Source organism: Sporolactobacillus mangiferae (assembly GCF_023336505.1).
Taxonomy (GTDB): domain Bacteria; phylum Bacillota; class Bacilli; order Bacillales; family Sporolactobacillaceae; genus Sporolactobacillus; species Sporolactobacillus mangiferae.
This window is the reverse complement of sequence record NZ_JAMAST010000004.1, coordinates 50,815-65,161: the sequence shown is the minus strand read 5'-3', so window position 1 is coordinate 65,161 and position 14,347 is coordinate 50,815. Positions and strand designations below refer to the sequence as shown.

The window sequence follows — 14,347 nt, the reverse complement described above, 5'->3', positions numbered from 1 at the left end:
CATATTTGGAACGCAGCAGGACGGTTTGGACTATAAATTAAGACCAGGTGCCTTTTTAATCAGTTGATCACATTGGTCAATGACACGGTTTATTCTCTATTTTCTTCTTCAAATTCCATCCGTTTCGCACATCCCTTAGCAGTTATTGCTCTCATCATAACTGAATAATGCAATGAAAATTACAATTTCATAAACCAGGCATTTTTTTAAAAAGTTGATGTATCAATTTTCAGTTCTTTGTATACACTTTGTATATACAAAGAAAGAGAAGAGATGATATAATGGATACAAGAAAGCATCAAACAGCAAAGAAAAGAGGGATTCATGTGACAACAAAAGTTCAAATGTGGGGAAACAGTCTTGCCGTCCGTTTGCCTCGGTCAGTTGCAGAATCTGCGGGTATTAAAAAAGGGACCGAACTTGAATTTTCAATCAAGGATAAAGACATTATTCTAAAACCATTAAAACCCGCTCCGTCTCTTGATGAACTGCTTTCCAAAATCACATCTGAGAATCGTCATGAAGAACTAGATCTTGGCCAAGAGGGGAATGAATTGTTGTAATGATCTATGTTCCTGAACGTGGTGATCTTGTTTTCCTTAACTTTAATCCCCAGTCCGGCCATGAACAGGCGGGACATCGCCCGGCCATTGTTTTATCTCCAGAAACGTTTAATAGAGCCACTCATTTTGCACTTGTATGTCCTATTACTTCACAAAAGAAAGGCTATCCGTTTGAAGTAGATCTTCCTCAGAGTCTTTCAATCGAGGGTGTGATTCTAACGGATCAATTAAAAAGCTTAGATTGGCATGCACGCCACTTTCATTATAGGGATAAAGCGCCTGCTCATGTTATTGATGGGTGCCTCGAATTAATCAAGACGATTCTGTTTTCCGAATAGAAAAAGGATGGGCGGCTGTTTGTGTCGAATTGTTAAAGTGAGTTCATTTGAAGAGGATGATGCCTACTGATTTCAAAAAAGTTATTGTGTCCCTTGCGTTTGCTTTCTGATTACGCTTTGCTCAGTCATTTGCCTGCGAATCATCCGGCACGAAAGTTGGTCGAAAACGATGCCGCCAAATTTCAAGCCGGATGGATCGGAGAACAGACGCTTGCCTATTTCCTCGAAGAATTTCAGCAGAATGGTATCCATATTTTTTATGGATTACACCTTGACGATTGCCAAATTGACACCCTCCTGTTAGCTCCAACGTTCATAGCCATCTTGGAAGTTAAAAACTATGCGGGAACCATTTGTTTTGCGAACGATCATGGACAACTGATCCGATATCGCGGTGATCGACGTGAAGGATTTGCAAATCCGATCTTACAGGCCGACCGCCATCGACTGCATTTAGAAAAATGGTTCTTGGCACATCGTTTACCTAAAATGCCCATTGAAGCAGATGTCGTCATTGCACATCCGAGTACAGTTATCGACAATCCAAGTGGAGGGCGCCGTGTTCAGGAACATGTATTCCACGCTGAACAAGTACAGATCAAACTCCAAAAAATTATTGAAAAATATCAGAAAAGTCAAAGCTACTCTAAATTTTTACCCAAAATTGAGCAACAACTGCTTCATGATCACCATGAGCCGTTTACAGATGTCCTGCAAAGATTTAACGTTAAGCCCTCTGAATTGCTGAGCGGCGTTCGCTGTGGATCTTGTGGAAGTTTTACTATGCAGCGTATTTATACCAAATGGGTGTGCACACGGTGCGGTCACGATTCTAAATCTGCTCACGAACCCATGATTCTACATTATTTTTTACTCTTCGGAGCGGCCATGACCAATAAACAATGCCGTGATTTCTTGCAGCTTTCAAGCAAAAAAGTAGTCATTGGGCTACTCAAAAAAATGAACATAGAACGAAAGGGAATCGGCCCGGGAAGAGGGCAATACTATGTTGCTCCTCCGCATGAAATCTTTGATCAAACATTAAAATCAAGTATTAAAGTCCGAAATTATTCAAGAAAAAAATACTAAGTAATCTTGAGCTGGTTTTCAAATGGTATGGCACCAAAATGAACCGCATGGAACCGAAGAGCACAAAATTGTCACCGAAAGAAAGCGAGGTGGGACCGAAAAGAGTGATCCCGGGACCGAATGGCCGGCATGGAACCGAAGAGCACAAAATTGGCACCGAAAGAGAGCAAGGTGGGACCGAAAAGAATGATCCCGGGACCGAATGGCCGGCATGGAACCGAAGAGCACGAAATTGTCACCGAAAGAGAGCAAGGTGGGACCGAAAAGAGTGATCCTGGGACCGAATGGCCGGCATGGAACCGAAGAGCACAAAATTGGCACCGAAAGAGAGCAAGGTGGGCTCGAAAAGAGTGATCCCGGGACCGAATGGCCGGCACTGAATAACATGAGATTGGCGGCGAACCTCTGTTTCGTGCCCTTGCATCTCTTTGATGAGCTGCATATAATGTTCTTAACGAATAAGACATGCGATGATGAGAAGAAGTAGGCAGCCGGATTCTCCGCAGAGAGCTTCGCACTGGTGAGAGAAGCAGAATTCTAAGCTGAACAATGGCCTCAGAGCATTTGCACCGATCCGCGCCACCACGCGCGGCCAGGCTGCAACCGGGCGGAACTCGGTTAACAAAAACCGAGTATCGAGCAGACGCTCTGTACTTGCTGAGATCAGCGATGCGAATTGCTGATGAATTAAGGTGGTAACATGCGGATACAAGTCCCCGTCCTTATACATGATGAATGTATGAGGGCGGGGACTTTTTAATTAAAAAGGAGTGAGCAAAATGGCAGTATTGATTGCGGGCGCATGGCCCTACGCAAATGGAGATCTTCATCTTGGGCATTTATCGAGCCTGATTCCGGGTGATTGTTTGGCGCGCTATTTCAGGCAAAAAGGAGAAAAGGTGCTCTACGTTTCGGGCAGCGATTGTAACGGCACACCGATCACGATTCGTGCCAAACAGGAAGGCGTAACCCCAAAAACGATTGCTGACCGCTATCATGATTCATTTCAGCGATGTTTTGAGAAACTTGGGTTCACTTATGATTGCTACACGCGGACGGATACACCGCTGCATCATGAAGTCGTCCAAAATATTTTCAAGACATTATATGACAATGGATACATTTATCACAAAAAGACGAAGCAGATGTACTGTAATCACTGCGCACAGTTTTTGCCGGATCGTTACGTCGAAGGAATCTGTCCGCACTGTGGTGCATTTGCCCGTGGGGATCAATGCGACGCGTGTTCATCCATTTTAGATCCGGTTGATTTGCTTGAGCCGACTTGCAAACTTTGCGGGCATACGCCGGAACTGCGAGAAGTCGAGCATCTCTATTTCGCGCTCAGCAGGTTTCAGCCACAGCTTGAACAGCTATATCAACGTGCAAAAAAGAATCATGACTGGCGGGAAAACGCGCTTAATCTCACGCGGCGATACCTTGATGAAGGTCTTCAGGATCGCGCGGTTACCCGTGATTTGCCGATCGGTGTCACCGTTCCAATCAAAGGTTTTGAAGATAAAAAAGTGTATGTCTGGATCGAGGCGGTGTCCGGCTATTACTCGGCAAGTGTGCGCTGGGCCAAAAAACACGGGCGAGACATCTCCGAATTCTGGCGGGACGACACCGTTTCTTACTATGTCCAGGGAAAAGACAATGTACCTTTTCACACCATCATTTGGCCGGCCATTTTGCTCGGCATCGGCAAAGAGGTATTGCCAACCCACCTGGTCTCCAATGAATACGTCACACTCGAACGAAAAAAACTGTCGACAAGCCGCAATTGGGCGGTTTGGGCACCGTACATTCTCGATCACTATGACCCGGACAGCATCCGTTACTTTTTGGTGATCAACGCACCGGAAACGCATGATGCTGATTTTTCATGGAAAGCGTTTATTGAAAGTCATAATGGAGAACTGCTTGGTGCGTATGGAAACTTTGTTAATCGAACGCTCAAATTCATTGAAAAACTGTCTGATTTTAACGGAGACACAAGCCAAGTTGATCCGGAAATTTTACAGACGACACAGGAACTTTACCATAAGGTCGGACAAATGATCGAAGCTGCTCATTTGAAGGCTGCGCTCGCTGAGATTTTCACGTGGATTCGTCGCTTGAATAAGTACTTTGATGAGCAAAAACCTTGGCAGTCGATAAGTACCGACCCGGAAGAAGCCTATGCGACGTTGAACACTTGTTTATTCAGCATTGCCAATCTGGCACAGCTTCTGGCGCCGTTCCTGCCGTTATCCAGTCGAAAGATTGGCGATGCGTTGCACCTTGGCGCTTTCATATGGACACCCATTCATTGCCCGGGAAAACTTCCAGAGCATCTTGAACCCTTATTCGCGCGGATTGATCCGGAACAGATTCAAGTGGAGCGTGAACGCCTTGCAAAAAACGCGAACGTCGAATGAGCATGTAAATGCGGTTTGCCTTTATCATATGTTCCATCTTTTGCAGTAATTCTATGTACGAAAATCAGGGGTCAATGAACGAAATTCGAATGCATAAATTAGCCTGGCAGAAATACAGAAGCGTGGGATAACAAAAGCAGTAGTGCCCCGCAGAACAGATAATGAGCCGTCAAAAAGAATCATTGAAAAAAACGGCGGAAAATCCTCTGGGGATCATCTAATAAAGAGAAGGAGGAACTTTTTAAGGTTGCATGGACACTAAGCGCTATTCCCGTTCAATCTTTCGAATCCATCGATAGTAGGCAGCAACGATCCATAATAAAAACGGATTAACGAGAAATGAATAATACGTTTTCCACCAGCCGTAGCGGAAATAACCCCATGGTTCAGGAAGAAGCGTGATCAGTTCGTATGCGGTGATTGCCAGATTCCAGCAAAAAATGGTAAGTGCCTTTTTGACAAGGGACTTTCCAAATGGATAACTATTTAAGAAAATGATGTTCACCGGCGGAATCAATACGGTTAACGCAAAAAGCGCCTTCCATTCGGCATGCCCTGAAAAATACCAATAAGCATGATACTTTTTACACAAATAACCGTCTACGAGTACCTGCAGGGCGACTGTAAACATCCAAATATGTACGAGTTGATTTTTCGTGAGCCGTTTATTGATGAGAAAGGCAAGACAATTAAAGAGTACGACAGCAAGAAGCAGACCAATCAACGCGCCATCCCCTTTTCAACTAGTATGTCCTTGTTGCATGACTTTATTTATATCCGGAGAACAGAATGAGGAGAAATTAAAATGACCGTACCGCAAATGCAGTCAACCCATTTGCTTTTATCAACATTATCAATCAGCGAACTCATACAGATCAATAATGACGAATGGGATCAGATGGCGATCTCGTTTGATTCGGAAATAATCTCAAATTCTTTTCAGTCGGCAATCACCAAGAAGATTCAGAAGATGAACGGGATCAACGAAAAGCTGCATCCATGGTACACCTATTGGAGCATTGTTGATAAAGCGACAAAGAAAGGAATTGGATTAGTCGGTTTCAAGGGAGAGCCGGATGGCAATGGGTACTCAGAGATTGGTTATGGCATGTCGCCAAACTTTCGGAAGAGGGGCTTGATGACCGAAGCGGTGAAAGCCATAATGGAATGGGCACGATTAAATCCCAACTGCAGTTGAACCGAACCACTGGAAAGTTCAACCGAAGAATAGAAGTTCAACCTAACGAGTGAAAGGTTAAACCCAATCCCTGGAAAGTTCAACCCAAAAGAGGAAAAGTTGAACGCTGATTCTTTTGCCTGAGCGCTGATATTTTTGCCCGAACGATGCAAAATTGGTCTTTTTTACTCATGCATTTTTACTGCGCACTTCGTCTTTACTGCGCAACAGAACCATCTTTACTTCATATTGATTAGAACTCTTCAATAATTATGCTGCCTTTGGAGGACTGTGTAGCATTCAGCTTCTTTTTATATAACAGGTAGCTAAGCCTCTGCCGACACTTGGTTTCTTATGTAAAATATGCCACCACAGCATCTGGAAAATAATAATGGATGTAACCTTCAATCGTCTCTTGAAGAAGGGCTTCATCCTCTTTTTTATAAATGTATTTACCGATTCCGTAGCGGCCCCACTTATAGCGGCGTTCGTCTTTATCCATGACAAGTTTTGAATTGGGATAATTTTTTTCAATCACACGCTTGGCCGGAACGGTGAAGCGATGCTGGATCAGCTCAAAGGTGATCGGAACAGCCGTTTTTGCCGGAAGCTGATCATGCAGTGTCTCAAAAAGCTGACGGTAGCTTTCCTGCCAGCCATCGTGGATATAGATCGGCGCGATGATGAATCCGAGTGGATAGCCGGCATCCGATACTTTTTTCGCCGCTTCAATGCGCTCGATGAGGCGGGACGTTCCTGCTTCGAAAAATTTGATTACGTATTCATCATTGAGGCTGAACCGAAACCGGGTGCGTCCATTATGCCTGGCGTCCAGCAAATGATCCACATGAGCGAACTTTGTCACAAAGCGCAGTTCGCCAAAATCACGCTCGCCAAAAAATTCGATTGCCTTTTTCAGTGAATGGGTCAAATGATCAATGCCAACGATATCCGAGGTACAGGCTGCTTCAAAGCGTGTAATCTCCGGCGCGCGCTCGGCCATGTACTGATCGGCACGTTCGAGAATTTCATCGACGTTGACGTAGGTTCTAATATACGGTTTCGAGCCCATAGTTGTTTGCAGATAGCAATAGTGACAGTGCCCCATGCAACCGGTGGCCAGTGGCAGCGCGTACTCAGCGGACGGTTTGGAGCTTTGAAAATCAAGTGTTTTTCGAACGCCAACGACTAAAGTGGATTTGGCGTTACGGTATTTTTGAAAGTCATTATTGCCGGGAAAATTGCGAATCTGATTGTGCGAGGTCGTCTCACGAATTTCAATGCCCATGCGTTCAAATTTTTGCTTAAGTGTCTGTCCCAAAGGATAGGCTAATGCGCGTGGCTCAATGTAAACCAGTTGTGGAACAAAAGGTTTGACCATATCTTCTACTCAGTCCTCACCGTAAATTTGCTTGTACACACGTTCCGCCTCATCAGCTGTAGCGAACACAGCATCCTCTTCCGCGAACTCATAATACATATCATGCAGTAAAAGTGCTTTATCCTGTTTTTTCTCAGGATTTTCAACCACTTCCGCCTCTTGGATCAGCGAAGCTGTCGCTGTATGCGGATTACGGCAAATAACAAACACATGGTCGCCGAGTTGCGTTTCATTCTTTTTCAAAAAAATTCCCCCCATTCAAGCTTTTTACCGATTCATTATCTCCAAATAATAAGCGTCTATGCTTTGGACAAATTGATTTACAAAGAAAAAGAACTATGCTATAGTCACTTTCAACCAATTAAAGGCGATGACGAGAAGAGTAGGCATTAATGTTCTTGATAGAGAGGTCGGCTAGGTGAAAACGATTAAGGATATGATGCTGAACCAAGCCTCCGAGCTTTGCATGGAATTCCTTGATGATCATGCGACAGATGTCCCTGTTATCGGGCACAGGTAGCTGCACTTGCTACTTGATGAGGCAAGCAGGGTGACCTGTTTTGCAAACTGGGGTGGCACCGCGAAGCTAATCTCGTCCCTAAGACTGCAGTCTTGGAGGCGAGATTTTTAAATGATGAAACGATGTTCGCTGCACCGCTTAACCTTATCAAATTCAGGTTAAATGGAGGCAGTTGTTATGAACAAAAATAAAACACGGATTCACTGGAAGCATCAACTATTGCTGCTCGTTGGGATTGGCATTTCAAACATCGGCGATTGGATTTATCTCATCGCACTGAATTTAATCATTAAAGTAATGAACGAGAAGAAAATAGCGAAAAGTGGAATTCGTGGAACAAATTCAATAACAAAAGTAATGATGAAACTTGATGCGTAGACGCCTCTGTTGTGCACCCCACCTTTTTAGGGATAACGAAAACAGCTTTATTGTCACAAATCATTTTGGTCGTATTAGCGCAGTGCTGGTTCATACGGTGTAGACGCTCAATTAATGCAGCGCATCCTCACTTTTATTTTCCTTCATTTTCTTTTTATGAAAACCAAACAGGATCACCAGAACGATTGAGATGAGGATGAAGAAAAGGCCGCCAGATCTGCCGAGTATTCTCGGTGTGACAAGGTCAACGCAAGCTCCTGCGGCAAGCATCGATGCAGCTATTAAAGAGTTGGATAGGGCTTGAATCATTCCGAAAAAAGTACCTCTTGTTTCCAGAGGGACAGCTTGCATTAAAATGGTATTGAAGCAGGCATTGCATGTTCCGGAAAAAAGTGCAGTAAAAACAAAAATGATAAAAGCGACCGCTGCATGGGTGCTGAAACTGAGCAGTATAAGCATTATTCCTTCTAAAATAAGACATGAAAGGCCGCCTGCAATAAAATTCTTTTTCAAATGGCGGGTGATTGAATAACTACTGACAAGTCCGATGCCCAAAGCACCATAGAAAAATCCGACGCCAAGATTGCCAAGATGAAAAATTTGCACCGCATAAATACTGATAAGAATATTATCGATTCCTGTGACTAAGGAAATAAGGATAATGTAAAAAATAGTAAACTTAATGAGGAAAGAATGGCTCAATACCTCCTTAATTTGATGAAAAAGAGCATTTCGGTGAAACGTTGCTTCCGGTGGTTATGGCACAGCTTGTTCGCGGTTTGGAAAATGGAAAAATCTACTCTGAAAAAGAAATCAGCGACTATCTGAGAAAGTTTTATGAGGATTATGCAACACTGCGCCGAGAACTGATTGTCTATCAATTTATGTATCGAAAGAACGGTAATTATGAGATGAATCCACCGGAATTGTGGGGATGAGAGAAATAATACTGATCTTACTGACTGCCAAAAAGCTGCCATCCCCTTTGGTAAGCTGAAAGCATTCCATTTATGCCTGAAGCGGCATAAAGATCGGCCCACTCAAACATGCCGGTAATACATGCAAATTTTTTCCAATACGGTCCGGAGCATGCGCGACGCAGTAATATGTCTTGTTTCTTAGGCTCACGCTCATGCAAGGCTTGCTGGAACAATTGCTTTGCCTTTTCCTTGTTACATGCCAATTCAGCTTGGCTCAATTTCTTATTTGTCGCTAAAAAATGGGCAAGTCCTTCATCAAAACGCATATAAAGCAGCTTTTCTTTATAGGTCTCAGCTGCACTCGGAACATAATCCTGATGAAGAAGAATATGGGCACATTCATGTGTCATCATTGCTTGAATGATCTTCTGCGCGCGATCAATGCCATAGCGGCTCAGCCGAATCAGGTCAAAGACGATGACCTCCTGGCGTTTGGTATTCTGTCGAACCATGGCTTCGTAAGGTGCAGGGCAGCCAACAACACGGTGAATCGTGTAGTCTTGCAAACGTAAATTATAGTCAGAAAAGAGCGCACGCCACAGCTTTTGTTTGCAGGGTGTAAAATGAAGAACTGCTTTTTCAACACAGTTGTAAAGGACTTGGACCACTGGAATGAGCCGTTTATCCGGAACGTCAAACAAGTATTGCTTCTCTTCGATCTGGTGAAAAATCCAGGCGTTAACATAGTCTTTTAGAGGCGCTTCGTTCAGATATTTTTGAAAGATCGTATCATCAATGTTCACTGTCCATTCCTCCGATTTACCATCTTGTAAAAGTGTAGCGCATATCTTTTGTTTTAGCCTCAATCTCCAGACGGAAATTCAGTTTATAAGAACATGAATTTGCTATAATTAACGAAACAGTTTTAATAATCGGAAGTGATGGTTGATGTTGACGGTAAGGCGTTACGTAGATGCGATCAGAGACTGTTTTTGTGCTGCTGATCAGTGAACGGAGCTTCATTTGGGCGAATCCGGAAGATTCTGTGCCGTTAACGATGAAGAAGGTGAACATCGCATGAATTATATTCTTGAAACTGAGCGGCTTCGATTACGTACTTGGAGAATGGGCGATATCAATCGTCTTAAACAGTTCTTGCAAGACATGGAAGTGATGCATGCCTATGAGCATGCTTTTTCAGATGAAGAGGTCCAAAGATGGCTTGATTGGAATATGAAGTCGTATCAGAAAAACGGGTACGGCTTGTGGGCTATTGAACTTCGTAATACAGGCGAAGTTGTTGGTGAATGCGGCCTTACTAATCAAACCGTTGAAGGTCAATCATATTTAGAAATTGGCTACCATCTTGTTAAGAAGCATTGGCACAAAGGTTATGGGATAGAAGCCGCAAAAGCCTGCAAACACTATGCCTTTGAAAAACTAAACAAGGAAGAAGTTGTTTCCATTGTCAGAGATACAAATATTCCTTCAATGAATTTAGCGATTAGAAACGGTATGAACATCAAAACTAGATTCATACAGCACTACTATGGGCTAGATATGCCCCATTATCTATTTTCAGTAAAAAGAAATAAATAAAAGGACAGCTGGACTGGAGATAAGCTTTTAAAATCAAGTTTAGATTTTAACAGTGGTTCATCCGGCATTGGGATGTATATAAGACGATACCTTGTTAATGAGGAGAACTTTAATTGATGGTTGACAAGGATGACCAGTCAATCCTTTTAAAAAAATTGAAACCTGGATTTCTGCTTAGGTACGGCAGTCCATTTCCAAGCTTGAGAAAAAAATGATAAAATGAAGCGATGTCAGAAGTAAATTTTATAAAGAAAAGTGATTGCGATGAACATAGCTGTATTTGATTCCGGAATCGGCGGGATGACGGTCCTGCACCAGATTAAAAAGTTAATGCCCAATGAAGATTATCTCTATTATGCGGATACCGCGCATCTGCCATATGGGGAAAAGTCAAAGGAGCAATTAAAAAGCTACATATTCGAGGCTGCTGAATTTCTGATGGCGCGCGACATTAAAGCGCTTGTGATCGCCTGCAATACAGCGACCAGCGCAGCAATTGAGGATCTGCGCAAAACCTATACGTTGCCGATTATCGGCATTGAGCCCGCTGTCAAGCCTGCGGTTATCGAGAGTGAATCTGAGATGAAGAAAGTGCTCGTGATGGCAACGCGGCTGACGCTGAAAGAAGAGAAATATCATCGCCTGGTCGAACGGATTGACAAGCATGATATTGTAGACGGGCTGCCCATGCCGGGTCTCGTGACGTTTGCTGAAGCTTTTAATTTCAATCCGGATGACGTAGTGTCCTATATAAAAGAACAATTGAAGCCGTTTGATCTGGCACAATATGGGACAGTTGTGCTTGGCTGTACTCATTTTCCGATTTTTAAAGACATGATCAGACAGCTATTCCCGAAAGAGACCCATGTAATTGACGGGAGCATGGGCACGGCGATGAATCTAAAACGGATTTTGGAGAATTTGCATCAAGTCGGCGGTGGCAGCGGCAAAGTAACGTATTATAAATCTGGTGTGGAAGTCAGTGATCGGGAAACGCTCACCCATTATGAAACGCTGATGAACAGATTGAGTCATATGCTTTAAAGCGGTTTGAAGAATGCTCGAAGATAAAAACCATATCGTAAGCACAGTTAATTGTTTCTGATTAACTGTGTTTTTTTAATAAGCTTGAAGTATAAGAATTTAGCCTAGTGTCAAAGTGTAAGCCAGATACGAAAGCCCGCAGATTCCAGCTTGTCCGAGCAGGCTCCGGCAAGCGAGCAGCTGGAATGCCGATTAAGTACCGTAAAGACACGAACCCAGTTCGATTACAGAGTAAAAGGAACTTTCGCTAATGTAAGGAGCTTTTTAATAACTATATGGAACTTTCGCTAAGTGCGCATACGTCCTGTATGCAACGCGAAAGCCATCACATCCTGTGAAAGTACGTCCTGTATGCAACGCGGAAGCCACCGCATCCTGCGGAAGTAAGAACCAGGCTCAGCTTTTCTAAACAAGAAAGGTTGGAAAGATAGCCAGTTTGTCTGCGATTATAAATCAATGACAACGCCTATTAATCTGATAATTAAAAATATTTTTTATTGACACATGAATTAATATTTTATATAATATTTTTATCCTTTTATATATTCGCGATATCAGGTTCTTCCGCTGACCGGCGGCAAATCCCTGAAATCATCTGAAAGATATAGGAGGATGGAATAAGATACAGAACGAGAATGGCCAGTTGCCGTGAATGATTTGGATGATCACTGTTCTCAGACTCTTATGAATTGAGCGGTGATTACTGCACTTCTACGTGCAATGACTGGCTGATTGTGTATTTACATGGTTCTTGCTGAAAGATGATCAGAATGTCATCACATAGAAGTGATATTTGGAGTTCTGCGGTCAGCACAGATCGTTTCTATATTAAGTTGACAAAAAAAGAATAAGAGACAATGAATTGTAAAATAAGCCGCTTTGTCTAAGATCCCTAGACAAAATCCAGCTCCTGTTTTTTTAGAGCTGGATTTTATGCGTTTGGGAGCAAATAATTTCAAACATAATTTTTATAAAATTCTATAAAATCTAAAAAGGATAATTACTTTTCAAAAGGAAGGGTTTTTCATGCTGCGCTTTGTTCTTAGAAGATTTCTTGCTATGATCCTGACATTATGGGTCATTGCGACATTGACTTTTCTGCTTATGCATGCAATTCCAGGGTCTCCGTTCAACAATTTAAATGGCAAAGTGCTGAGTGATGCCGCCGTGAAAAACCTGGAATCGCATTACCATATAGATCAGCCACTGCCGATTCAGTATTTAATCTATCTTAAGTCAATTGCAACCTTTACATACGGCCCATCGATCAAGCAGCCTTCTCAGACAGTGAACGACTTGCTTGGAAGAGGTTTTCCGGTTTCATTTGAACTTGGCCTATGGTCGCTCATCGTCGCGGTGCTCTCAGGCATTATTCTTGGCCTGTTTGCTGCGTTAAAACATAACGGTCTGATTGATTATGTGGCCATGACGCTGGCTGTTTTCGGGATATCGATACCAAACTTTGTTCTGGCGACACTGCTGATTCAGGAGTTTGCAGTCAACCTGCATGTGCTTCCGGCAGGTACATGGCAAGGGGTTTCATATATGATCATGCCGATTATTGCGCTTGCTACCGGTCCGATGGCCATTATCGCCCGGCTGATCCGCTCCAGTATGCTGGAAGTTTTGACTCAGGATTACATTCGGACTGCTCAGGCAAAGGGGCTGTCGCCTTTTATAATCGTGATGAAGCACGCATTGAAAAATGCGCTCCTGCCTGTCGTGACTGTACTTGGCACTCTGGCAGCCAGTATTTTGACCGGGACCTTTGTTATCGAGAAAATTTTCGCTATTCCCGGCATGGGTAAATATTTTGTCGACAGTATTAATTCAAGAGATTATCCGGTCATTATGGGAACGACTATGTTTTACAGCGCCTTATTGATTTTTATGCTTTTTCTTGTTGATCTGGCGTATGGCTGGCTTGATCCGCGCATCAAGCTGAATAAGGAGGGAAAATGATGGCCGGTTCAAATGGAGTACAGGAGAAACGGACTGCTCAGAATGTGCCGGAAGAATGGTTCCACCTGCTTAATCGCGAATCAGCTATACAGCAGTCACTGGTCCGGCCCAGTATTTCTTATTGGAGGGGCGCATGGATTCAGCTTAAGAGCAATAAGCTGGCAATGCTCGGCATGATCTTTTTAATCCTGTTGGGTGTGGCTGCTCTGGTTGGTCCGATTGTATCGCCATATTCGGTTACGGCGCAGCATCTCACCTTACAGAATCTGGCCCCTTCAGCCAGCCACTGGTTCGGTACAGATGAACTTGGCAGAGATGTCTTTACCCGCACCTGGTATGGGGCGCGCATTTCGTTATTTGTCGGAGTGGTCGCCGCACTCGTTGATCTTCTGATCGGTGTGGCATACGGCGGCATTTCAGGTTATATCGGTGGAAAAACAGATCTGGTCATGATGAGAATCATTGAGATTCTATACGGGCTGCCTTATCTGCTCGTAGTCATTCTGCTTATGGTTGTGATGGGACCGAGCTTGCTTACCATTATTATTGCCCTGACGGTCACAGGATGGACGGGTATGGCAAGAATTGTCAGAGGGCAGGTGCTCCAGTTAAAAAATTATGAGTTTGTTACGGCATCTAAATCATTTGGGAGCAGGCCATGGCGCATTGTTCTGAAAGATCTGGTGCCCAATACAATGGGGCCGATTATTGTTCAGATGACCTTAACCGTTCCGTCTGCCATCTTTTCCGAAGCGTTTTTAAGTTTTCTCGGATTAGGCGTACAGGCGCCCTTTGCGAGCTGGGGCGTTATGGCGAATGACGGCTTGGCTGCTTTACTGGCTGGCTATTGGTGGCGTTTATTTTTCCCGGCTCTGTTTATTTCTTTGACCATGTTCGCATTTAATATTCTTGGTGACGGCCTGCAGGATGCGCTTGATCCGAAGTTAAGGAGATGA

At 43.6% G+C, this 14,347-nt stretch carries 16 protein-coding genes and 1 other annotated feature; of the genes, 11 read left to right on the top strand and 5 right to left on the bottom strand.

Going from position 1 to position 14,347, the window contains the following annotated elements; translation table 11 throughout:
• Positions 1-281: 281 nt before the first annotated feature.
• The 4 genes from M3N64_RS06075 (at position 282) to metG (ending at position 4,410) form a co-directional block, all read left to right on the top strand.
• Positions 282-563 (top strand): AbrB/MazE/SpoVT family DNA-binding domain-containing protein, encoded by a 282-nt coding sequence (locus M3N64_RS06075; RefSeq protein WP_249099641.1) that lies wholly within the window; start codon positions 282-284, stop codon positions 561-563.
• Positions 563-901, top strand: coding sequence for an endoribonuclease MazF (gene mazF / locus M3N64_RS06070; RefSeq protein WP_249099638.1), 339 nt, complete (start codon positions 563-565; stop codon positions 899-901). Before M3N64_RS06075 ends, mazF begins: the two co-directional genes overlap by 1 nt.
• Before the next feature lie 99 nt (positions 902-1,000).
• The gene (locus M3N64_RS06065) at positions 1,001-1,990 is read left to right on the top strand and encodes an NERD domain-containing protein (protein ID WP_249099636.1); all 990 of its coding nucleotides are present in this window, start codon (positions 1,001-1,003) and stop codon (positions 1,988-1,990) included.
• A 779-nt stretch (positions 1,991-2,769) separates the two neighbouring features.
• Complete coding sequence (gene metG / locus M3N64_RS06060) at positions 2,770-4,410, top strand: methionine--tRNA ligase (RefSeq protein WP_249099633.1); 1,641 nt, start codon at positions 2,770-2,772, stop codon at positions 4,408-4,410.
• Positions 4,411-4,675: 265 nt separating this feature from the next.
• On the opposite strand, the gene M3N64_RS06055 is transcribed toward metG, so the two are convergent.
• Positions 4,676-5,134, bottom strand: coding sequence for a hypothetical protein (locus tag M3N64_RS06055; protein ID WP_249099630.1), 459 nt, complete (start codon positions 5,132-5,134; stop codon positions 4,676-4,678).
• A gap of 81 nt (positions 5,135-5,215) precedes the next feature.
• Between M3N64_RS06055 and M3N64_RS06050 the strand changes: the two genes are divergently transcribed.
• Positions 5,216-5,608: a GNAT family N-acetyltransferase gene (locus tag M3N64_RS06050; RefSeq protein ID WP_249099627.1), complete on the top strand. Its 393-nt coding sequence runs from the start codon at positions 5,216-5,218 to the stop codon at positions 5,606-5,608.
• A gap of 331 nt (positions 5,609-5,939) precedes the next feature.
• Here M3N64_RS06050 and splB read toward each other — a convergent pair whose 3' ends face one another.
• Positions 5,940-6,968, bottom strand: coding sequence for a spore photoproduct lyase (gene splB / locus M3N64_RS06045; RefSeq protein ID WP_249099624.1), 1,029 nt, complete (start codon positions 6,966-6,968; stop codon positions 5,940-5,942).
• Positions 6,969-6,977: 9 nt separating this feature from the next.
• Complete coding sequence (locus tag M3N64_RS06040) at positions 6,978-7,211, bottom strand: transcriptional regulator SplA domain-containing protein (RefSeq protein WP_249099621.1); 234 nt, start codon at positions 7,209-7,211, stop codon at positions 6,978-6,980.
• 118 nt (positions 7,212-7,329) lie between these two features.
• Positions 7,330-7,571: a binding site (T-box leader), on the top strand.
• 94 nt (positions 7,572-7,665) lie between these two features.
• Between M3N64_RS06040 and M3N64_RS06035 the strand changes: the two genes are divergently transcribed.
• The gene (locus M3N64_RS06035; RefSeq protein WP_249099870.1) at positions 7,666-7,866 is read left to right on the top strand and encodes a hypothetical protein; all 201 of its coding nucleotides are present in this window, start codon (positions 7,666-7,668) and stop codon (positions 7,864-7,866) included.
• Positions 7,867-7,977: 111 nt separating this feature from the next.
• Here M3N64_RS06035 and M3N64_RS06030 read toward each other — a convergent pair whose 3' ends face one another.
• Positions 7,978-8,580, bottom strand: coding sequence for an MFS transporter (locus tag M3N64_RS06030; RefSeq protein WP_368389898.1), 603 nt, complete (start codon positions 8,578-8,580; stop codon positions 7,978-7,980).
• A 44-nt stretch (positions 8,581-8,624) separates the two neighbouring features.
• On the opposite strand from M3N64_RS06030, the gene M3N64_RS06025 reads away from it, so the two are divergent.
• Entirely contained in the window at positions 8,625-8,804 is a 180-nt protein-coding gene (locus M3N64_RS06025; RefSeq protein WP_249099616.1) for a DUF2087 domain-containing protein, read from the top strand.
• Positions 8,805-8,821: 17 nt separating this feature from the next.
• Here M3N64_RS06025 and M3N64_RS06020 read toward each other — a convergent pair whose 3' ends face one another.
• Complete coding sequence (locus tag M3N64_RS06020; protein ID WP_249099612.1) at positions 8,822-9,589, bottom strand: hypothetical protein; 768 nt, start codon at positions 9,587-9,589, stop codon at positions 8,822-8,824.
• Positions 9,590-9,809: 220 nt separating this feature from the next.
• Here M3N64_RS06020 and M3N64_RS06015 point away from each other — a divergent pair, with 220 nt between their 5' ends.
• The 4 genes from M3N64_RS06015 (at position 9,810) to M3N64_RS06000 (ending at position 14,347) form a co-directional block, all read left to right on the top strand.
• Positions 9,810-10,385 (top strand): GNAT family N-acetyltransferase, encoded by a 576-nt coding sequence (locus tag M3N64_RS06015; protein ID WP_249099609.1) that lies wholly within the window; start codon positions 9,810-9,812, stop codon positions 10,383-10,385.
• Positions 10,386-10,649: 264 nt separating this feature from the next.
• Positions 10,650-11,429, top strand: coding sequence for a glutamate racemase (gene murI / locus M3N64_RS06010; RefSeq protein ID WP_249099606.1), 780 nt, complete (start codon positions 10,650-10,652; stop codon positions 11,427-11,429).
• 1,026 nt (positions 11,430-12,455) lie between these two features.
• On the top strand, positions 12,456-13,391 hold the full coding sequence (locus M3N64_RS06005) for an ABC transporter permease (protein ID WP_249099603.1): 936 nt from the start codon (positions 12,456-12,458) through the stop codon (positions 13,389-13,391).
• Complete coding sequence (locus tag M3N64_RS06000; protein ID WP_249099601.1) at positions 13,391-14,347, top strand: ABC transporter permease; 957 nt, start codon at positions 13,391-13,393, stop codon at positions 14,345-14,347. Before M3N64_RS06005 ends, M3N64_RS06000 begins: the two co-directional genes overlap by 1 nt.